At 62.9% G+C, this 18,877-nt stretch carries 20 protein-coding genes and 1 pseudogene; 3 read left to right on the plus strand and 18 right to left on the minus strand.

The genetic code is table 11. The features are described from left to right. Positions 1 to 6 precede the first annotated feature (6 nt). The 3 genes from B5D38_RS08020 to B5D38_RS08030 form a co-directional block, all read right to left on the minus strand. On the minus strand, positions 7 to 1,995 hold the full coding sequence (locus tag B5D38_RS08020; RefSeq protein ID WP_078707867.1) for a conjugal transfer protein TraG: 1,989 nt from the start codon (positions 1,993 to 1,995) through the stop codon (positions 7 to 9). Between the two features lie 145 nt (positions 1,996 to 2,140). Next, positions 2,141 to 3,145, minus strand: a complete 1,005-nt coding sequence (locus B5D38_RS08025; protein WP_078707868.1) for a LysR family transcriptional regulator — start codon at positions 3,143 to 3,145, stop codon at positions 2,141 to 2,143. Positions 3,146 to 3,577: 432 nt separating this feature from the next. Further along, entirely contained in the window at positions 3,578 to 4,222 is a 645-nt protein-coding gene (locus B5D38_RS08030; RefSeq protein WP_078707869.1) for a TetR/AcrR family transcriptional regulator, read from the minus strand. A gap of 258 nt (positions 4,223 to 4,480) precedes the next feature. Between B5D38_RS08030 and B5D38_RS08035 the strand changes: the two genes are divergently transcribed. Beyond that, positions 4,481 to 5,746, plus strand: a complete 1,266-nt coding sequence (locus tag B5D38_RS08035) for an alpha/beta hydrolase family protein (protein WP_078707870.1) — start codon at positions 4,481 to 4,483, stop codon at positions 5,744 to 5,746. 155 nt (positions 5,747 to 5,901) lie between these two features. Then, the gene (locus B5D38_RS08040; protein ID WP_078707871.1) at positions 5,902 to 6,801 is read left to right on the plus strand and encodes a DMT family transporter; all 900 of its coding nucleotides are present in this window, start codon (positions 5,902 to 5,904) and stop codon (positions 6,799 to 6,801) included. 90 nt (positions 6,802 to 6,891) lie between these two features. Here B5D38_RS08040 and B5D38_RS08045 read toward each other — a convergent pair whose 3' ends face one another. The 10 genes from B5D38_RS08045 to B5D38_RS08095 form a co-directional block, all read right to left on the minus strand. Next, positions 6,892 to 7,719 carry a DUF3313 domain-containing protein gene (locus tag B5D38_RS08045; protein ID WP_078707872.1) on the minus strand — a complete coding sequence of 276 codons (828 nt, stop codon included), beginning with the start codon at positions 7,717 to 7,719 and terminating at the stop codon, positions 6,892 to 6,894. 211 nt (positions 7,720 to 7,930) lie between these two features. After that, positions 7,931 to 9,697, minus strand: coding sequence for a relaxase/mobilization nuclease domain-containing protein (locus B5D38_RS22190; RefSeq protein ID WP_342587352.1), 1,767 nt, complete (start codon positions 9,695 to 9,697; stop codon positions 7,931 to 7,933). Between the two features lie 607 nt (positions 9,698 to 10,304). Then, positions 10,305 to 11,006 carry a lytic transglycosylase domain-containing protein gene (locus B5D38_RS08060; protein WP_425349319.1) on the minus strand — a complete coding sequence of 234 codons (702 nt, stop codon included), beginning with the start codon at positions 11,004 to 11,006 and terminating at the stop codon, positions 10,305 to 10,307. Between the two features lie 227 nt (positions 11,007 to 11,233). Continuing rightward, positions 11,234 to 11,569: a DUF736 domain-containing protein gene (locus tag B5D38_RS08065; RefSeq protein WP_078707875.1), complete on the minus strand. Its 336-nt coding sequence runs from the start codon at positions 11,567 to 11,569 to the stop codon at positions 11,234 to 11,236. Between the two features lie 33 nt (positions 11,570 to 11,602). Beyond that, complete coding sequence (locus tag B5D38_RS08070; RefSeq protein ID WP_078707876.1) at positions 11,603 to 12,148, minus strand: S26 family signal peptidase; 546 nt, start codon at positions 12,146 to 12,148, stop codon at positions 11,603 to 11,605. After that, positions 12,145 to 12,663, minus strand: coding sequence for a DUF2840 domain-containing protein (locus tag B5D38_RS08075; protein WP_078707877.1), 519 nt, complete (start codon positions 12,661 to 12,663; stop codon positions 12,145 to 12,147). Before B5D38_RS08075 ends, B5D38_RS08070 begins: the two co-directional genes overlap by 4 nt. After that, on the minus strand, positions 12,660 to 12,914 hold the full coding sequence (locus B5D38_RS08080; protein ID WP_078707878.1) for a hypothetical protein: 255 nt from the start codon (positions 12,912 to 12,914) through the stop codon (positions 12,660 to 12,662). The genes B5D38_RS08075 and B5D38_RS08080 overlap by 4 nt, the downstream gene beginning before the upstream one ends. Beyond that, the gene (gene parA / locus B5D38_RS08085) at positions 12,911 to 13,561 is read right to left on the minus strand and encodes a ParA family partition ATPase (protein ID WP_078707879.1); all 651 of its coding nucleotides are present in this window, start codon (positions 13,559 to 13,561) and stop codon (positions 12,911 to 12,913) included. The genes B5D38_RS08080 and parA overlap by 4 nt, the downstream gene beginning before the upstream one ends. Next, positions 13,558 to 14,586, minus strand: a complete 1,029-nt coding sequence (locus B5D38_RS08090; protein WP_078707880.1) for a replication initiator protein A — start codon at positions 14,584 to 14,586, stop codon at positions 13,558 to 13,560. The genes parA and B5D38_RS08090 overlap by 4 nt, the downstream gene beginning before the upstream one ends. A 1-nt stretch (position 14,587) precedes the next feature. Next, a complete protein-coding gene (locus tag B5D38_RS08095) occupies positions 14,588 to 14,857 on the minus strand; it encodes a helix-turn-helix transcriptional regulator (protein WP_078707881.1) in 270 nt (89 codons plus the stop codon). Positions 14,858 to 15,316: 459 nt separating this feature from the next. Here B5D38_RS08095 and B5D38_RS08100 point away from each other — a divergent pair, with 459 nt between their 5' ends. Continuing rightward, positions 15,317 to 15,604, plus strand: a complete 288-nt coding sequence (locus B5D38_RS08100; protein ID WP_078707925.1) for a DNA -binding domain-containing protein — start codon at positions 15,317 to 15,319, stop codon at positions 15,602 to 15,604. Between the two features lie 71 nt (positions 15,605 to 15,675). Here B5D38_RS08100 and B5D38_RS08105 read toward each other — a convergent pair whose 3' ends face one another. From B5D38_RS08105 to B5D38_RS08125, 5 genes and pseudogenes are all read right to left on the minus strand, one after another. Then, positions 15,676 to 16,194, minus strand: coding sequence for a DUF2867 domain-containing protein (locus B5D38_RS08105; protein ID WP_078707882.1), 519 nt, complete (start codon positions 16,192 to 16,194; stop codon positions 15,676 to 15,678). Between the two features lie 81 nt (positions 16,195 to 16,275). After that, positions 16,276 to 16,839, minus strand: a complete 564-nt coding sequence (locus tag B5D38_RS08110; RefSeq protein WP_425349320.1) for a DUF2285 domain-containing protein — start codon at positions 16,837 to 16,839, stop codon at positions 16,276 to 16,278. Between the two features lie 10 nt (positions 16,840 to 16,849). Further along, positions 16,850 to 17,065: a transcriptional regulator domain-containing protein gene (locus B5D38_RS08115; protein ID WP_078707883.1), complete on the minus strand. Its 216-nt coding sequence runs from the start codon at positions 17,063 to 17,065 to the stop codon at positions 16,850 to 16,852. A gap of 312 nt (positions 17,066 to 17,377) precedes the next feature. Continuing rightward, on the minus strand, positions 17,378 to 18,223 hold the full coding sequence (locus B5D38_RS08120; RefSeq protein WP_078707884.1) for a DUF932 domain-containing protein: 846 nt from the start codon (positions 18,221 to 18,223) through the stop codon (positions 17,378 to 17,380). Between the two features lie 369 nt (positions 18,224 to 18,592). Next, positions 18,593 to 18,757, minus strand: a pseudogene (locus B5D38_RS08125) (DUF736 domain-containing protein); the annotation flags it as partial. Positions 18,758 to 18,877: the final 120 nt, after the last annotated feature.

An 18,877-nucleotide genomic window follows, 5' to 3' on the forward strand; every position in this document is an offset into this window, starting at 1 on the left:
GTGTCCTCAAAGCTCGATGCCGTCGCCGGGGTCCAGCGACGCTTGCCGCGCGACGATCCGCATCCGCTGGCGCAGGGCGCGGGCCTTGGCGGCGTCAACGTCCGGCTCGTCGTCCAGAATGTCGAACTCCTGTTCGGGCGGACGCGGCGGCGCGACGATTTCCTCATGCTCCGGCAATTCCGGCTCGCGGCGGATGCCGGCATTCGCGGGATCGCCTTCTATCCCGCTGGTCGTGACCGGAGCCGTCGCTTTCGTTGCCGCGACGATACGGCCCGACCAATCATCGGATGATGGATTAGCGGTGGCGGGACCGGCTGCCGGATCGGGCGGCGTCAGGATGCGTTCCATAAACCGCGCGTCCTCGAAATAGCGGGCCTTGGTCGCGCGGATGGGCGGCGTGCCTGCGACCATGACGATTTCGTCGCTGGGCGGAAGCTGCATGATTTCGCCGGGGGTCAGCAGCGGCCGTGCCGTCTCCTGCCGGGAAACCATCAAATGCCCTAGCCAGGGCGCAAGGCGGTGGCCGGCATAGTTGGTGGAGTCGCGCAGTTCCGTCGCGGTGCCGAGCGCGTCACTGATCCGCTTTGCTGTCCGCTCATCGTTCGTGGCGAAGGCGACGCGGACATGGCAGTTGTCCAAGACGCTGTTGTTCGCGCCGTAAGCCTTCTCGATCTGGTTGAGGCTCTGCGCGATCAAAAAGGATTTCAGGCCATACCCGGCCATGAAGGCGAGCGCCGATTCAAAGAAGTCGAGCCGGCCGAGTGCCGGAAACTCGTCCAGCATCAACAGCAGCCGATGCCGCTTGCCGGACGTTTTCAGTTCCTCGGTCAAGCGCCTGCCGATCTGATTGAGGATCAGGCGAATGAGCGGTTTGGTGCGGTTGATGTCGGACGGCGGCACGACAAGGTAGAGGCTGACCGGCTTCTTGCTGCCGACAAGATCGGCAATGCGCCAGTCGCACCGCGCCGTCACGCGCGCCACGACAGGATCGCGATAGAGGCCGAGAAATGACATGGCGGTGGACAGCACGCCCGACCGCTCGTTCTCGCTCTTGTTCAATAGCTCGCGTGCCGATGATGCGATGACGGGATGAACGCCGGCTTCGCCCAGGTGCGGCGTGTCCATCATCGCGCGTAGGGTCGCTTCGACCGGACGGCGGGGATCGGACAGGAAGTTGGCCACGCCAGCCAAGGTCTTGTCGGGTTCGGCGTAGAGGACATGCAGGATTGCGCCGACAAGCAGGCTGTGGCTGGTCTTTTCCCAATGATTCCTGCGATCAAGGCTTCCTTCGGGATCGACGAGAATATCCGCGATGTTCTGCACGTCGCGGACTTCCCATTCGCCTTGCCGGACCTCCAGCAGCGGATTGTAGGCGGACGATCTGGCGTTGGTCGGGTCGAATAGAAGCACGCGGCCATGCTTCGCGCGGAAGCCCGCCGTCAAACCCCAATTCTCACCTTTGATGTCATGGACGATAGCCGATCCCGGCCAGGTCAGAAGCGTCGGCACGACAAGGCCGACGCCTTTGCCGGATCGTGTCGGCGCGAAGCAAAGCACATGCTCCGGGCCGTCATGGCGTAGATAGTCGCCTTCGTGCCGGCCGAGCACGACACCATCCGGGCCGAGCAATCCGGCGACGCGGATTTCCTTGTCTTCCGCCCATCGTGCCGAACCGTATGTCGCGACGTTGCGCGCTTCCCGCGCGCGCATGATGGACATGGTGATGGCGGCAACGATGGCGAGGATGCCGCCCGATGCCGCGATGCCGCCGCCCTCGACGAAGATCGAAGGCGCGTAGGCGTCGAACGCATACCACCACCAGAACAGCGCGGGCGGATAGTAGATCGGCCAGCCGGCCAGCTCGAACCACGGACTTCCAAGCTGCGCCTGAAAGCCGAGCCGCCATGCTGTCCATTGCGTCGCTGTCCACGTCGTCGCCACAACGATGGTGAAGACGACGGCGATCTGACCCCAAAGAATCCGGCCTCCGCGCATAAGGGCTCCAGTCGAGAAAAGAGACGGAGCCGATCAGAGAGTAGGCAATTATGGGACAGGCAACAGGAAAGAGGATACGGGAGGGCTGCCGGATACTATCGGCGGCAAATAGGACGGGTTGCGTTTAGGCTGCCGTCCGCCGTTGCTACAGATGTGCGGCCTGTCGAAACGAATCGCGGCGGCTTAATCCGGCTGGATCGGCCCGATCCATTTCGTTTGCCAGGTCGAGCAGGTTTCGGAGCGTGGCACTTTGATTGAACGGCGACCAGACTGCCGAGAATGGGACCGGCTCCGGCTCGTCGGCAAACGGGACGAAGACGACGCCGGACGATGGTAGCAGCGACGTGGCTGCCCCGAAAATGGTGATGCCGAAGCCCTGTCCGACCATCGACAACAACGTGCCACGCTCAACATCGAAGCGTTGGATGGAGGATGCGGGCCAGCGCCCGGCGAGGCGCAGCACGATATGGTCATGCACCTGCGGGCCGGTGCCGCCGTGACGGACAAGGAACGTCTCCCCCGCAAGATCGGCCCAGGTGACGGCGGGCTGGCCGGCGAGCCGATGCCGCTCCGGCAGAGCGGCGACGAGCGGTTCGGTCCACATTCGGCGGGAATGGCAATCGGGTAGTTCGGGCGTGCCGGCGACGAACACGATGTCCAGCCGGTCGGCGCGAAGCTGCATCACCGTATCGCGCGCGGTGCCCTCGGTAATCTCCACGTCGATGCCTGGATGGCCTTCCCTGTATCGCTCGATCAGTTCGGCAAGAAAGCTGCGAGGGATGAGAGCATGGACGCCGATCCGAAGCCGGCCGCATTCGCCATGCGCCGCCATGCCGGCCGTCTTCACGGCGCGGTCAAGCTGATCGACGCCGGCCGACACCGCTTCGACAAAGAGGCGTCCGGCCTCTGTGAGCCGAACGCCGCGTGTGTTGCGCTCGAACAGGAGGATGCCAAGCTCTTGCTCCAGCCCCTTGATCCTTGCGCTCACGCTGGACTGGCTGACGCCGAGTGCGTTGGCGGCGCGGTAGAAGCTTAAATATTCGGCGACAGCGAGCGCCTGGATCAGCGACGCGAGGGGAATGCGCGACCCTAGCGCGGTCGGCCTCCCCCATTGACGATCATTTATCGGTGCTGATCGCCGCCGCCGCATCGCGTCACGCGGGCCCCGCCATTCCACAGCTATCTTTACGCCGCATAGCGGAGACGCGGCGAGCCTGTAATCGGAGGATTAATGGCAAGAAATCGATCATGGGCAGGCGCCTTACAGCTGCGTATCCCGCTTATGCTAAACACGCCGCACTCCTGATAAGATTCTAACGCGCATCTTATTGCCATCGTGTTTTTCGGTCAATAGGATGCATACATGAATCTTATTGCAGTGTCGGAACGCATGAAAGCACGGAGAATGCCGCACTACACAATTTGCAATGGTGAATGGTGGCGAGCGCCGTCACCGGAATCGGGAGCGTGCTCAGCTGATGTCGCTCGGATAAGCTTTTGCGCGCGAGATGCCGAGCGCTCTTGGGCGGCCAGCCCAGCCGCACGCCTCTGGGAACGCCGGCCCTGCCCAAATCAATTCTTTTTACCTGACATTCGACCTGTGGGAGCGCGATGCCTTTCCCGACGATAGCGATTTTGACTCTGCGGTTGTTGCCGTGACCAACGGTAGGAATATCGTATCGACAATCTCCTCGATCCGTTTTCTCGGAACGGACTTATGGGTCATGATGACCTCGTGGCGGACAAGATCGAGAGCGAGGGTCGATATTCGCGGGGTCAATTTCTTCGGGTCCAGTTCTCCTCTCAAAATCCCTCGCTGCAGAATCTCTTTAAGGTGATCATCGCCCGCTATTCTGTCTCGGATAACAGCAATGCTGGAGCCGGTTTCGATGAAGTAGTCGGTCATGTTGAGCAGGACCCTGGTCATGGTCCCCGCGCCGCGATCCGATAGCCTCTCAAGCAGAATAACCAGTTCGTCGCGCACGCTTCCAAGCTCTGGCACTTCGATAGGATTGCACTCGTTGTAGTGCCCGATAGCCGCTATGGCGAGATGAGCCCGGCTTTCCCAGCGCCGCGCTAGGACGGGCCGACTCGTGCCGGCCCGTTTCGCCACGGCCTCCATCGTGAAGCCGGTATATCCGTGCTCCAACAGTTCGGCCCAGGCCGCGTCGAGGATCGCATCTTCCAGCGTTGCACCGCGTCTGCGTCTTTCGATTCTCGGCTTCATTTTGTTCCTTCGCTAGAATGCGAATATGTATCTTATTGACAGCCTGCAAGCCAAGTGCCAATAGGATGCATAAACGCATCCTATGATGGAAGGACCGCAATACGCGTCTGAAAGATAGGCTCCCTCTTCCACCTACTAAGGACAAATCGCCTAGCGGCAGTCGTCCCGCAGCGAATGGTGGACCCAACTGCTGCCTCCGACAGTGTCCAACAGCTTCTCGCTTCCGGCAGCAAAGCGTGGTGCTCGAAAGGTGAAATCATGCAAATCATCACTCCGGAAACGACCGCCGACCAGCTTCCTAAGGACCTCAAGGGCGAATCCGGACACGGTGTCGGTCGTTCGGCACTCAAGGTCTTCAAATCTCCGTCACTCGATTACCAGTTTACCAAGTTCCTTGATTTCGCGCCGTTCCTCGGAGCCGAGATCGGGGAAGCCTATCACGTCGCCCGCAATATCGATGAGGACAATATCGAGAGTTGGGCGACGGAATGGTCCGCTATGGCTTACAAGATCAAGGCGCTGGCAACGGAGCAGCGTGAACGGGGCCATAAGGTCAGCGCTCGCGAGACGTATTTCCGTGCCAGCGGATATTTCGAGGCGGCGTTTTTCTTCCTGCTGGAGAAGCATCCCTCCAAGGAGACGTTCTACAACGAACATATTGAATGCTTCCGCGCGGCGGGTGCCCTGTTCGATCCTCCCTACGAAACCATCGACATTCCGTTCAATGGCAAGACGCTTCCGGGCTACTTCCTGCGCAGTGACAACTCCGGAAAGCCCAAGCCCACCGTGCTGATCCAGACCGGCGGCGACGGCACTTGCGAGCAGATGTATTTCACCGGTGGCGGCCAGGCCGCGCTTAAGCGCGGCTACAACGTCATCCTTTTCGAAGGGCCGGGCCAGTCTGGAGCCTACAGGCGCGATCATGAGCTTGTTTATCGTCCCGATTGGGAAGTGCCGGTGGGCGCTGTCATCGATTATGCGCTGAGCAGGCCGGAAGTCGATCCCAAGAGAATCGCCGGGATTGGTTACAGCCTCGGCGGATACCTGATGCCCCGCGCTGCGGCTTTCGATAAACGCCTCTCCGCTGTCATCGCGGCGTGCCTCCTGCCGGACGTGTTCGAGTCGACGGTGCGAACCCAAGGCTTGGACGCGATCCTCGACAAAAATTTCAAGGGGCCACTCACGCATGCGCAAGAGTGGACCTTGGAAGAATATCTACCCCGCTGCGGTTTCCGGAACGGTCTGAAAGACCTCGGTGCGTGGATAGAGCATCAGAGGGCCTTTACCCTTCGAGGGATAGAGGACAAGATCGATTGCCCCGTCCTCAACATTCAGACCACCGGAGAAGGCGTTCCAATCTTCGAGGGAGCGCGTAGCGTCTTCGACAAGCTTAAGAATCCGCACAACAGGTTTGTGTTGTTTACCGAAGACGATGGCGCGGAAATGCATTGCTGCACCAACAATCGCACGCTCATGCATCACGCGATTTTCGACTGGCTTGACGACCTGTTCGAAGTGCGTTGACAGATGCTTTCTCCGTATTTTCCGCTCCGGGCGCGGCACCGCTATGCGGTGCCGCCTATGCGCCCTTGGATTGCCAGCTTGGCACATGCTGCAAAATCGCGTCAGGTGATTTCTGCCTCTCACCTAGCGATGATCTGTAGCTCTGAGGCGCGGGCATGAGAGCACGTGAATGGTTCGGATTGCTGCTCCTGTCTGTTCTATGGGGAAGCTCCTATTTCTTCTTCCAGCTGCTGGCCAAGTCTTTGCCGCCTCTCACGGTCGTCGTGGGCCGTGTAGGCATTGCCGCTGCCTTGCTCGGTGCCGTCACGTGCGCCATGGGCAAATGGCAGCCGCTGGGAGCAAAGCGATGGTATAGCTTCCTGACTGTCGCCGCACTCAGTAACGTGCTGCCTTTCGCGCTGACCGTCTGGTCCGAGGCGAGGATCACGGGCGGCCTCGCCTCGATCTTGAATGCAACGACGCCTAGCTTCACGATCGTCGTCGCTTGGGCGGCAGGCCGTGAGGTCATTACCTGGAACAAAGTGCTCGGCCTTGCGCTCGGGCTTATCGGCGTTGCCGTGCTGATTGGCATCTCTGCCCTCCGAACCGGTAGCGGGCAGGAAATTCTCGGCATTCTCGCGGTTCTGCTCGCGGCTTTTAGCTACGCTCTCGCCGGCGTTTATGGCCAACGGTTCCACGATCTTGCTCCAATTCAGGTTGCGACCGTCCAGCTCGCGGCTGCAACGCTGATCTCGCTTCCTCTCGCGCTAGCTGTTGAGCATCCGTGGACGATCGCCATGCCTTCGATTGATGCAATCGGCGCTCTGTTAGGGATTGCGCTGATCTCCACGGCTCCTGCATACATTCTCTATTACCGTATTCTCTTCGCGGCAGGTCCAACTAATCTGTTTCTCGTCACGTTGCTCATGCCGGTTACGGCGCTCGCCCTTGGCGTGCTGATCTTCGGCGAGCGGCCGAGTGCAGCCGCGATCGCTGGTATGGTCATCATCGGCGTGAGCCTGCTTGTCATTGACGGCAGGCTGCTCAAGTCTCACCGATCGCCGCGCGATGGTTGACGCGTGTTCAACCAGCCGGTCAACTTGTCGGAAGATCGTCAAGCAATAGTTCGGCTTCGTTTCAACTTGGCAATGATAACTTACCCGTGCCTATTCGGCACGTTGCTGAGGCTTGTCGGTCCACTCCGGCGGTGCTCCGAACTTGCCAGCAACGACTCCCACAAGGCCAGGAGAGCGGCCGAAATCGTCGCATGCCGTATATTTCGGTGCGCCACCTAACCAAGACTGGACCCGTTGACCGGATGGCAGCGAGAGGTCCAGCGCCTGTGGCTCCTTGCCCGTAACGAGCATCCGGGAGAAGTCATTGCCGAAATTAGTTGCTAGGCTGTAGGCGTCGCCGACTTCGGAGACGCGCGGTTTGTCCGTGATCGAGTTCGCGGCCCGCGCCCATACCATTGCGGCGCGCTGAATACCGGCCTGGTCTATGGCTTCCGCCTCAACGGCGAGACCACCCAGGCCCACAGGAAGGCGCGGGACGCCGATCGGCAGTACCGCGCCAGTGCCCAATGTCACTGCGGTGGATACTCCGGCAGCTGTCATGTCTGTCGGCATAACATCGGTGACAACGGTCCGTATGGTCAGGTCAGCAGCTTCGATTAGCGGGACAACTTGAAACTTGTCGCTTAGTGTAACGCAAATCTCACGATTGAGCGCGGTGGCGATCAGCGCGCGATCCTCGTCCTTCTTTACGCGATACAAGGCATCCTCGGCAAATGCCACTGGAGCGATCCGCACCGTTTTCACTGACAATAGAGCATTGGGATCAATGTAGTTCCTCGACTTGGAGAGCATCCCCTTCTGCTCACCAAGATTCTGGTAAGTTGCCAGCGTGCCAGACGTTTTTGCAGGCATCGATGCGCATCCGGCCACCGTGAGGATGAGTGGCAGAGAGGCCACCCTCGGAAAAGAGGTGAGCATTGCGGAGCCGTTGAATAGACGGAGATGTTGAGCAGGTTGTTGCAGGTTTGTGGGCGCTGGTTTTAAGGCGACAGATTTCCTCACGTGATCGGCTCCAGATATAAGATGCAGGAGCGTATCTATTTATGCGATTAAGGCGAAATCAAGATGCTGCGTCGCATCTTAATCGAGCGCAAAAGTGAGAATAAATCGCCAGCCTAATTATCGACCGTCAGATGCCCAAGCCTCTCACCCGCCCCAACTGCCACGACACCGAACCGCCTTGCACAACGCCCATAACCTCGCGGCCGAGCTGGCGGTCGATGACGGGTCGCCATGGGACAAGCGTGAACTCGTGACTCTGCTCAACCACGGCAAACTTGCCGCTCGATAGCTGCACGGTCCCGGTGAACTTGCCGCTGACGATTTCTCCGTCTGTCGCGGCGCGGAACGGCAGCGCCTTGCTCGCGGCGATCTCCGCGCCGACGCTGGCAACCTCGCGCTCGCGCAGGGTGGCGAGAAGATTGCGCCGGTAGAAGGTTCGGCCGTCTCGGCTGCGGCTGGCGTCGCCCTGGTCGATATGATGTTCCCGCCGCTGGTCCATCGCCTCGCGCACCTGCTGGCCGAAGCCGGCCGACGCTAGGTCGGATGCGTCGGGCGACACCAAGCGCCGGTCCAGCCAGGTCGCGCCATCCGCGCCGATCTGCTTTTCAAGGTCGAGCACCGAAAGCACGCGAACGCTTGCCTGCCGATTCCGGCCGGCATCGTAAGCGGTGGCGCGGCTCTCGAAATCGTCGGGGATGCGCCATTGGTCCGCGTCGATCCGCTCGACGATCCCGGCGCGGCGTAGCGCCTCCAGCCGGCGCACATGGGCATCGACATAACCCTCGTAGTCGCCGCCCGGAACGCGGCCCTCGAACTTCGCTCGTTCCAGATGGCGGCTCGGCCGATAGACGCCATCCTCGGCGATGGCGGCAATGGTCCGGTCGGATGGTCGCTGTGTCGTATCGGCCGGGCCGATCTCGACGACGCTGCCGATCCGCGCATCCTCGACGCGGGCCGGCTCGATCCCGGCGACGTGATGGGTCCGGCCGTCGATGCCATCCACCACGACGGTCAGGTTCTCGCCCAGCTCGTCGGACAGATACTTATCGACGACGCGGCCGACGATAGGCGTTTCGGGCGGCCCGTCGTGGATATGGAAGGTCATGGGATCGCGCTCCAGGCCATCGGCCTTTAGCGCCTTGTGCATGTTGCGGATGATGTCGCCGCGCTCGCCCAGCTCGCGCAAGGTCGGCTCCATCCGCTCGCCCAACTCCCAAACGCCCGGCGCGTGCTCGGTCGCCAGTCCCATTTTCTCCAGCTTCGCCAGCCGACGCAGGCGCAGCGTGCGATTGAATTGCCGCCTATGGTCGTCCGGCTCATGGCGAAGGTCGAGGAACCGTTCGTCGGCTTCCTCCGTCATGGCCCTGTCGATGCGGGTGAAACGGTCCTGGTCGATCTCGGCCGACAGCTTGCGGCTCTGCTCGATCTCGGTCACGGGTCCAAGCTCCAGCGTCGTTAGCTCGCCCGCCCGCTCGCGGATGCCGTTGGCGAGATAGTCGCCGTTGATGACAAGATTCTCGCCCAGGTCGTCCTTGCCCCGGACGATGACATGCACATGGGGATGGCCCGTGTTGTAGTGGTTGACCGCGACCCAATCGAGTTTCGTTCCAAGGTCGGCCTCGATCTGCTGCATGAGGTCGCGAGTGTGCGCGGTCAGGTCGGTCAGGTCCGCGCCGTCCTCCGGCGAGACGATGAACCGGAACTGATGCCGATCCTCCTTGCCGCGCTCAACGGAGGCGTCGCCATCGGCACGGTCCTCGGTCGCGGAATAGAGCTGGCCGCGCTCGCCGTCGCGCGATGTGCCATCGCGCTGGATATAGCGCAGATGGGCGGCGGACTTACCGTTCCGGCCGGCATTCTGGACATAGCGGCTCTTGACGACGACGCGGCGCATTCCGGGCGCGTTGTGCCGCCAGCCGCCCGACAAGGTGCGCGCGCGAACAAAGGCCGCACCGCGCCCGCGTTGCAGGCCCGGCCCCTTGGTCAAACGCGAGGCTTTGCCGCTCTTGCCGGTCGGGCTTTTGCCTGGGCGCTGTGCTGAACGCGGCGACGATCTGGACGGGCTGGCGCTATGCTGCCGGGCGATCTTCTTGGCCTGGCTGAAAAAGCTATTGGTCTTCCCCGGCCGTGCGTCGGATCGGATGCGGCCGGGCTTCGGCCGGAAGCGGTTTTCGTCGTCGGCGCTCAAGGATGCGCCTCCGGCCAGAACTCAAGGAAATCGGGCGTTCGGCGGCCATGGTGCCGGTCGAAACCCCGCAAAGCCAGGGCTTTGCACAAGATCGCGGCACGCGGAAGCAAAAAGCATGGTGCCGCTCGCGGCCCACCTAACCAGTGTGCAGACAACAACAATTTCAGAAATCCGGCCGACCTAGTGCCGGTTTCCTTTATCTTGCCCTCCGCCTTTTCTGCCCTTTCCGCCCTTCCTGCCCTGAATCCAGCCAAGCGCAAACCTGCCTGCTTGCACACCGACATGAGCACCGCCGAATGCGGGAACGCCGTCCTCATGGCGCTCCTCCATCGCTCGCGCGGGCCACGAAAATGCTGCCTTCCTGCGGCTCCGTATCGGCGAGATCGCCTACCGGACCGGTCGCGCGAGCGTCGCCGGATTGCGGCTCGGATGACGGCGCGGCGGTCGGTCGACGGTCGCCCGAGCGCGCGACGAACAGCGGAGCGGCGCGCCAATCCGGCGGCGTTGGTGGTGCAGGCGTCGCCATCTCGGATGCAGCCGCGCCGCCGAGAACCGGCACCAACGCGGCGACATAGGCGCGAGTCTCGGCGGGTAGAACGCGACCGGTCGCGAGATATTCGTCATAGCGGCCGGGACCGGCATTGTAGGCCGCGAGCATCGCGGCGACATTGCCGTAACGGTCCCACATTTCGCGCAGATAGGCCGTGCCCGCCATGATGTTGTCGCGCGGTTCGTAGGGATCGCGACCAAGACGATAGCGAACGCGCAAGCCTGCCCAGGTGTCGGGCATGACCTGCATCAATCCCATCGCGCCCGCTGACGAGATCACACGGACGTCGCCCGCGCTTTCGGCGCGCAGCACGGCGCGAATCCACCGCTCGGGAACGCCGAAGCGCTGCGACGCCTCGGCGATATGAGCGCCATAGGGATCGGCGGTGACGCTGCGCGCGACCGGTGCGGACTGAGCGACCGTAGCGGTCGGTCCCGCGCAGAGCGTGAACACGCCGACAAGCATGAGAACAGCATAACGAGGTACGAACCTGTCTCCGCTATGCCGCCAGCCTGCCAGCGTGCTCGCTGCGGTCAAGGGTGCGCGCGAGGCGCCGGCCGATGGCCGCCCCTGACCTTCACTGCGCGCGCCGGCCGTCCTGCGGTCGAGCGGGACGAAGGAATGAGACGGCTTATCCGCGAACAAAGGAATAAGGACTTTGAGCGCGAGGATGGCGCGAGAACGCATGGCGTTCAGTCCCGCTCATCGCGCGGTTTCGGACGGCTCCAGTGCAGCGACCACGACGTGCCCGCATCGTCGTCACGGAACAGGTTGGCGCGGATCGGCTGCGGCAAGGCGGGATCGTCGAGCAGCACGGAAAGATATTCGCCGGCTTTCTCGCCGGTGCGTTTCCAGGCCGCGCCGATCTCCGGCCCGTCGTCCGCGCCATGATGAACGCGATAGTCCGGCGCATTCTCCGCGTCGGTGTGCTCGGCGGGAACGATGGTGAGTTCGCGGTAGAGCGTGAGCGTGTGGACGCGGCCGGTGAAGCCGGTTTCGTCGCGCGTGAATTGACCGATCTGGGGCATGGGTAGTCTCCTGCGGTTGTGGATTTGGGGGGGTCAGTGTGTCGGCGCGCGCCATTCGTAGCGGCCGTGGCCTTCCTCATCGGTCCAGAGCGGCAGCGCCCGGCCGATGACGGAACTTGCGGGGATGGGTCCAAAGTAACGGCCGTCGAGGCTGTCGCGGACCTCCCAATTCATGAGGAAGATTTCGCCGTCGCCGATGACGCGGCAGCCCTGCCAGACGGGCAGATCGCGGCCGATCCGGTCGCGTTGCAGGGCCTCGCCCATCTCCACGCCATCGACGGTGATGGCGCGGCCGGCGCGGCAAACGCGCTGTCCGGGCAGGCCCAAGATACGCTTCAGGAGCGGCACGCCGCGCCCGACATAGCCGCGCTCGACCATGAAGGTGGCGAGCGGTTCGGGCGGCACGACGGCGACCAGCTCGGGCACGTCGATCCGCTCGACCGGCTCGACGGTGTAAAAGCCGATCGGCGCGCTCGCCGTGGCGTTCCAGATCAGTTTGGTCGGCACGTCGAACGCGCTGGTGGCGGCGATGGTGAGCACGGCGAGCGCCGTCACCGCGAGCGTGCGGCGGCGGGTCATGGCTCGATCCTCCGGCGATGCAGCCAGGCGGCGTGCCGCTCGGGCGTATAGGCGTGCGGCTCGAGATTGGCGGTCAGCCGGTTGTGGACGTGCCGCCAGTGATCGGGTGACGCATCGGCCGGATCGAGGCCGAGCGCTTCCACCGCGTCGATGGCGGCAAGCACGCGCTGCACCTTCGGCCAGCTATCGAGACGCAGCAGGATGTCGCCGCCGGGGCGCACGAAGGGCAGCGTCTGGAACGGTTCGCCGCGGCCGATGGCGCGCACGATGTCGATGCGCGAAATGATCGTGCCGTGTTCGCCGGACGCCCAGCGGACGAATGCGAACACGCTGTTCGGCGCGAATCCGACCACGCTGCGGCGGCGGTCGAGGATCTGTTCGTAGCTCTTGCGTCCGAACCGTATCCAGTGCTCGACCTTGCGTTTCTCAAAGGTCAGTTCGACCAATGTGGTGAAGGGCGCTGGCCCGTCCGGCAGCAGACGGCCATGCATGCGGCGTGCCGCCTTGCCGGTCATGTCGGGTCTCCCTCAATGAGTGGAAATTCGCGGGCGAGCAGATCGCGCAGCATGTCGGCGACGGTGATCCCGCGCCGGAAGGCGACGACCTTGATGCGCCCACGCAGGTCGGGCGTGATGTCGATGGTCAGGCGGGCGGTGAACGCTTCGCCGGCGGCCTTGCCGTCCGGCGGCGTATCGGCCGCCCTGATCCAGCTTTCGGGATTGCCCGGTCTGGACGCGAAACCGGGCTTGCGGGCGCGTCCAGTCATAGTGCTCTCCCAATACCGAGACGGTCGATCTCGTCGGCCAGGGCCGCGATCTCGCGCGCGGCAGGGCTGTCGCCGTCGATTTCGGAGGCGAGCCGACCGGACTGCGCGGCGTCGGCGAAGACGACGCGCTGGCCAATGGTCGCGCCGAGCACAGGCGGATCGTGGTCGGCGAGCGTCTCGGCTGTCTCGCGGGCGATGACGGTGCGCGCGCCGCAGCGGTTGAGGACGAAGCGAGCGGCCAACTCGGGCCGGTAGATGCGCGCCTCCCTGAGAAGCGCCAGCATCTCGGCTGAGGCCCAGCCGTCGAACGGCGAAGGTTGCACGGGGATCAGCACCAGGTCGGCGGCGAGCAGCGCGGAGCGCATGAGGCCGGCGACACGCGGCGGCCCGTCGATGACGACATGATCGGCATCGCGGGCCAGCTCCGGGGCCTCGCGGTGTAGCGTATCGCGTGCAAGACCGACGACGCCGAAGGCGCGCGGCAGGCCCTCATGGCCGCGCCGCTGCGACCAGTCGAGCGCCGAGCCTTGCGGGTCAGCGTCGATCAGGGTGATGCGCTGACCGCGCTGCGCCCAGGCTCCGGCGAGATGCAGCGCCAGCGTTGTCTTGCCGACGCCGCCTTTCTGGTTGAGGAGCGCGACGATCATGGCGCACCTCGCCGGGTGGCACCGGCACCATGCCTCGCATGCGCGCGCGTCAAAGAAGAAGAGTTAGATTCTCTGTTAGATTCTTCTATAGAGTCCGGCGCGCGATTTGCGCCTAATGTCCCGATACTGCCTGCGCCTAATGTCCCGATAGGATTCACAGGGGTTTCCACAGGCACTGTGGACAGATTTTCGGGCAGGAAACGCAGCAGTTCGCGCCCGTCGTCCCATTCGATCTGGAGGCCGTAACCGGGCAGCGACTGGCGGGCCGCGATGCGGCGAAGATCCAGCGCGAAATCGGACGGCCGCGCCAGGCTGCCGGACTTCTGGTGAAGATGGGAAATCTCGAAGGCCCAGCCCTCAGGCTGGCGTCCGGCGTGCTTGCGGGCGACGCGGTAAAGCCATCGCTCGATGCCGCCGGTGAGCAGGAAATAGGCCGGATCGATGGTGAGCACCAGCGAGCGGTCGACGACGCTGTTGTAGAACCATTCAGGCAGGACGAACTCCATGCCCTCGGCGCGGCCGGCGCGCGTCGTCATCTCTTCCCATTCGTTGATCCACGAGAATTGCCGCCGCCGCCAATGCCGGCCGTTGCGGATGGTGGTGGCGATGACGGTCGATTGCAGGCGCGCGAGCGCGGCCTTGAGCAGCAGATAGTCGCGATTGCCGGTGGCTCGCCCGATGGAACGCAGGAGCTGATAGGGCATGAAGCGGAAGAAGCGCGACGTGGCGAAGCCGTTGTTCTCGGCCGCGACGATTTGTGAGGCAGCCCAGATCAGCACGTCGGCGTCCCATATGGTCGCCATGCCGTGCTCAGGCATCGCGAACACCTGCACCTCGACATCGGCGGCCCGGTAAAGGATCGGTTTGGTGCGCGGCTTCTTCGCCAGCGAGAAGAAGGGCCGTTCCATCAAATCGCGCTGGTCGCGCGGTGCAGCATCGCCGGTTGCGACCACAAAGGGGTCGAGGCGACTGCGTTCGCTGTCGCTCTGGAGCTGCGCGGAGCTATGGTCGTCGTCGCGCAGCATCCTAGAGCTTGCTCCGCTCGTCGGGCGTCAGCGGGCGCGCGGGAAAGACCGTGCCGGCGTCCTTGTCGCGGGTGGATTTGCGGGCGCCGATCTCGGACCAGGCTTCCAGATCGCGCACGGCGTAGAGGACGCGGCCGCCGATCTTGCGGTAGACGGGGCCGGTGCCGTAGGTGCGATGTTTCTCGAGGGTGCGGAGTGAAATGCCGAGGAAGCGCGCCGCTTCCTTGGTGCGTAGAAGACGCGGCGGCAGGTCCGCGTTGCGGGTGGCCATGGAAATCACCTCCGGTTCGTCAGACAGGCGGCTGTCGGTGCCGACAGCGGGCTGTGGCGAACCATGGCGAGGGACTGGCGGCGCGTAGCGTGCCGCATTCGCGCCTATGCGCTGGCGGCACCCCTTAAACGGGCGAAAAAACCGGGATTTCAGCGGGTTTTTGCCTGCCGCATCGATTTGGCGAAGACATCGCCGCGCAGCTCGACTAAGAGTGCTGACAGAGCAGACGCGCTGCTCTGGGGCTTAGTAACCCCTGACTAGCGGTTGTTGCCGGCCGTTACGGCAACGCACTCCTTGACCCTATGGTCGGGGAGCCTGTGGCGTATACAACAGGCTTTCCGAGCTAAAGGCCATGGGGCCGTCTAGTCACGGTTACTAACTCCCCGATCACCAGGTCAGAGGGGCCATTTGCGGGGGCGCACCGCAAGCCAGGCCCTTCCGGAAAGAAGGGGAATGACAATGCGAACCCCCGTCGAACTCGATCCCGATGTGGACGATGAAGCGCCGACAGGCGGCTTCATCACCGCCTATGACGAGCGCCATTTTGTAACCTATCTCCGGCTCCTAGATGCCAAGGCCGAGGATGCGGACTGGAAGGAAGTGGCGCGAATCGTGCTGCACCGCGATCCCGTGGCCGAGGAGATGCGCACCTATCGGTGCTGGCAAAGCCATCTCGAACGCGCGCAGTGGCTGTCGCGCGAGGGCTACAAGCGGATACTGGAACAGGCGGCGGCCAACAAATCATAAGAAGAGCAACGGCCGCTAAGCGGGACTTTGCGGACTATCGCATCCGACAGACGCAGCACGGTTTTCTCCGCTCAAGCGTCGGATATCCGCTCACTGGATGGGGCGGATACAATTTCCGCCAACCTACGCTTGAGGCGTCTGAGATCGCGGCTGACGATCAACTTATGTGCCAGCCCGACCGGCACCATATACATGCGCCCGAAGGCGTTATGTGTGACAACGGATGCCGTGATCGTGAGCAGGTGATCGGCAATCGAAAGGCAGATCATGACATCAAGGTGCCGATCTCGTTCGGTCAGGACCAGCATGTCCGGAGCGCTATGTTCCACAAGAAAGAAATCCAGGCGATCACCCGCCTGAACGGCCTCACGCCGCTTGCCGGAGAACCCGCCGATCCGTTTCACGCCGAACAACGAGGATATTGCATCCCTCGTCCGGAAAGCGATGCGCATGAACGGTCCCGGCTCGGCCGTCATGAGGTTCCATGCCCTGATAGGGGTGATCTCCGCAGGTAGCTTAATCGACCTGCTGTCATGATAATCGAGTTCAGACAGCGGGCGCAGGGTGCAAACAGGTGATGCGGCTGCCAAGTATTATCTCCCGGAACATGCGAGCATGATCGTAGTGTAGATTGCCATGATCATGGCCGCCATGGGCTCATGGTGTTCCGCTTAACTATCGCCAGATCCTGTCTTCACCGGATAATGCAGCAGCAGGCGATAGCCGCCCCGCATCATCCTGATCCCGTGAGCGACAAGGCGGCGAGCCTTGTTCTTTCGCGGATCGTTCTCGAAATCCTCTTTCGTCCCGCGAAAGCCGAGCAGCACTTCGGCGATGGTGCGATAGCTCTCGCCAAGCAACCGGGCGTCCAGCGCCCGCAAGGACAGGATATGCCATTGCCGAAGCTGGCCGGGCAGAACGCCGGGAGGCGGTCCCGGTGAACGGCGTGTCAGGGATCGCCAGAGTCTTCGCGCGGCATGAAGACGAAGCTCCAGAAAACCGTCCATCGGCAGCGTGACCGCGTAAAGCGCGGCTGCATCGGGCACCGCTTCGGGTAGCCAGAACCGATGCGCGATCCCGTCGACCTGCCAGAGACCGTGCCAACCGTCGGACGCACGGCGCAGGTCGAGACCGTCGAGATGCGCCAACGTAACAATGGACTCGGTCTCGTCGTCCTTGGGCTCGACGGATGAGAGCATGACGGCCTGGGGCTGAAGATCGGGCGTCCAAAACAAGGACTGCCGATCAGCCGGCGCGTCGGGGTCTCCGGCGAAATCGCAACCCCCATCGTTGGGAGAACCTCTCCAAATGATGGGCTTCCGGCCGCTGCGTCGCAGCCAGGATATGATATTCGCGGCGATAGTCTTCGTTGCGACGAAGATACTCCCAGGCGAAACCGGCGGCGGGAATGTGCTTGGTGTGCTTGTAAGCCGCCGGTGCGCGCCAGTCGATGCTCAGCATGGCGTCACCTCCCTATGACGGGCGAGCTAGGCTGCGCCCGAATAGAGAGCTTCCGCGAAATAAGGCTGTAGTTGTAGCTGTGCTAATGAGATAGCTTGTTCGGCTAACTCGATCAATTTCTTGGTTATTTTGTTCTTAACAATGCTTGTGTTGATTCGCGAGCCGGGCGGAGCCCGGCGAGCGGCGGTCGCGTGCTTCGCGCACGGCCGCGCCGCCGATCCGCCATGCCGGATCGGCGGAAAATCGACAAAACCGGAAAGTCTGAAAGGCGGGAAACCGTAGAGCCGGTTTCCCGGCTCTACGGCATTGCGGTCATCGCGTCTTCAGGCGCTGCATGCCTTCGGCCAGCGTCCAGAGCGCGCGGTTGAGCGTTACATTCTGGTCGATGCCGTTGATAGCGCGGGTTTGGCTGCGGCGAATGCGGCCTTCGGCGTTGCGCTTGCTGCCGTACAAGCCGCCACGAATGATATTCTCCTGAATGGCGTTGAAGGTCATCCAGAGGCTTTGCCCCATATCTTCGCGGCGGCGGGGCTGGATGATCTGCTCGGGGCGGACGGGGCTTTCGTCCTCGCTATAGCGCGCGACAAGGCTCGCCTCGGCCAGAACGTGGCGCTCATCCGCCGACAGGGTGATTTCCTTCATGGTTTCGCTGGCGTCGATCAGGCGCGGGAAGTCCTCGGCGACGGTGTAAACCCCTTCGATGATGTCATGCTGGATATTGCCCTTGTGCGGCACGCGAACTTCTTCGAAGCGCTCGCCCGCAACCAGACTGTTGGTGCAGACGAAACGCAGCATGCCGGCAAACATCTGGTAGCTGCTGGTTCCGTCATGCGAATTGACGACGATAACCTCCGCCGCCTCGGGCTTGCCGATGCCGTCATCCCGGCGCAGGCGCAGCATGTGCTTGGCGTGGCCGTGGCGGCTGCCATCGCGCGGGACCGACTGGACAGCGAAGAACGGGAACCATCCCTCCCGCCGCAACCCCTCCACGATGTCGATGGTGGGGACATAGACGTAACGCTCTGAGCGGCTGTCATGCGCCTCGCGGGCGAAGATGGACGGGACGTGCCGATAAAGTGCCTCGTTGTCCAGCGGCTCCCGCCCGCTGATCTGGTGCGAGTTGCGGCCGAACCGGGTGGCAAGGTGATGATAGGTCATGGTCTTGATCCTTTGGCTTGGGTTGGAGCGCAGCGCTGCGCTGCAACCCTGGCCGTCGCCGAGACCGGGGGGTGCAAGGCGCAAGGGAGACGCGACGGAGGGGGATCACCCGGCCTGCACGGAACGGAGGAACGACGTGGAGGAAGGCTGGGGAAACCGTCTCGGCTCCCTTGCGCCGCGCCAGGGGGCAGGCCCCCAAGCAACCGGCCCGACCGGAGGGGACCGGAGGACGGGTGACAAGATCTGATCGGGATCGCAAAACCGGAGAACCGGAAAACCGTATATCCCGATCTCCTTATTTCCTGACAAGCGGCTGCATGAGCATGAACAAGCCCCGCTCGGGTGAGCGGGGCTTCTTGGGTGCCGGCCTCAGTCGCCGATGCGGCGGGACCAGATGAGGTTGTGGCCGCTGCCGTCCTCAGCTTCGACCAGGCTGGCGTAGATCGGCGCCGGGAAGCTCGGATCGTCCAGCTTGACGGAGAGGTATTCGCGCTGCGTCTCGCGAGCGGTCTTCTTCCAGGCCGCGCCGAATTCGGCGTTATGTGGTGCACCACATAACACCGATTATGCGGAGAGCGGGATTATGCGGAGCACTGGCCTGTGAGGTCTGTGTTGACACCGGTTTCGGCGGGGTTCTGCTCCGCATAATTGCGA

Source organism: Consotaella salsifontis, from assembly GCF_900167365.1.
Classification (GTDB): Bacteria; Pseudomonadota; Alphaproteobacteria; order Rhizobiales; family Rhizobiaceae; genus Consotaella; species Consotaella salsifontis.

Excerpts from the sequence above, each read along its gene's own strand:
- B5D38_RS08020 (WP_078707867.1), bottom strand. The coding sequence starts at position 1,995 with ATGCGCGGAGGCCGGATTCTTTGGGGTCAGATCGCCGTCGTCTTCACC.
- B5D38_RS08025 (WP_078707868.1), bottom strand. The coding sequence starts at position 3,145 with ATGCGGCGGCGGCGATCAGCACCGATAAATGATCGTCAATGGGGGAGG.
- B5D38_RS08030 (WP_078707869.1), bottom strand. The coding sequence starts at position 4,222 with ATGAAGCCGAGAATCGAAAGACGCAGACGCGGTGCAACGCTGGAAGAT.
- B5D38_RS08035 (WP_078707870.1), top strand. The coding sequence starts at position 4,481 with ATGCAAATCATCACTCCGGAAACGACCGCCGACCAGCTTCCTAAGGAC.
- B5D38_RS08040 (WP_078707871.1), top strand. The coding sequence starts at position 5,902 with ATGAGAGCACGTGAATGGTTCGGATTGCTGCTCCTGTCTGTTCTATGG.
- B5D38_RS08045 (WP_078707872.1), bottom strand. The coding sequence starts at position 7,719 with ATGCTCACCTCTTTTCCGAGGGTGGCCTCTCTGCCACTCATCCTCACG.
- B5D38_RS22190 (WP_342587352.1), bottom strand. The coding sequence starts at position 9,697 with ATGCGCCGCGTCGTCGTCAAGAGCCGCTATGTCCAGAATGCCGGCCGG.
- B5D38_RS08060 (WP_425349319.1), bottom strand. The coding sequence starts at position 11,006 with ATGCTTGTCGGCGTGTTCACGCTCTGCGCGGGACCGACCGCTACGGTC.
- B5D38_RS08065 (WP_078707875.1), bottom strand. The coding sequence starts at position 11,569 with ATGCCCCAGATCGGTCAATTCACGCGCGACGAAACCGGCTTCACCGGC.
- B5D38_RS08070 (WP_078707876.1), bottom strand. The coding sequence starts at position 12,148 with ATGACCCGCCGCCGCACGCTCGCGGTGACGGCGCTCGCCGTGCTCACC.
- B5D38_RS08075 (WP_078707877.1), bottom strand. The coding sequence starts at position 12,663 with ATGACCGGCAAGGCGGCACGCCGCATGCATGGCCGTCTGCTGCCGGAC.
- B5D38_RS08080 (WP_078707878.1), bottom strand. The coding sequence starts at position 12,914 with ATGACTGGACGCGCCCGCAAGCCCGGTTTCGCGTCCAGACCGGGCAAT.
- parA (WP_078707879.1), bottom strand. The coding sequence starts at position 13,561 with ATGATCGTCGCGCTCCTCAACCAGAAAGGCGGCGTCGGCAAGACAACG.
- B5D38_RS08090 (WP_078707880.1), bottom strand. The coding sequence starts at position 14,586 with ATGCTGCGCGACGACGACCATAGCTCCGCGCAGCTCCAGAGCGACAGC.
- B5D38_RS08095 (WP_078707881.1), bottom strand. The coding sequence starts at position 14,857 with ATGGCCACCCGCAACGCGGACCTGCCGCCGCGTCTTCTACGCACCAAG.
- B5D38_RS08100 (WP_078707925.1), top strand. The coding sequence starts at position 15,317 with ATGCGAACCCCCGTCGAACTCGATCCCGATGTGGACGATGAAGCGCCG.
- B5D38_RS08115 (WP_078707883.1), bottom strand. The coding sequence starts at position 17,065 with ATGCTGAGCATCGACTGGCGCGCACCGGCGGCTTACAAGCACACCAAG.
- B5D38_RS08120 (WP_078707884.1), bottom strand. The coding sequence starts at position 18,223 with ATGACCTATCATCACCTTGCCACCCGGTTCGGCCGCAACTCGCACCAG.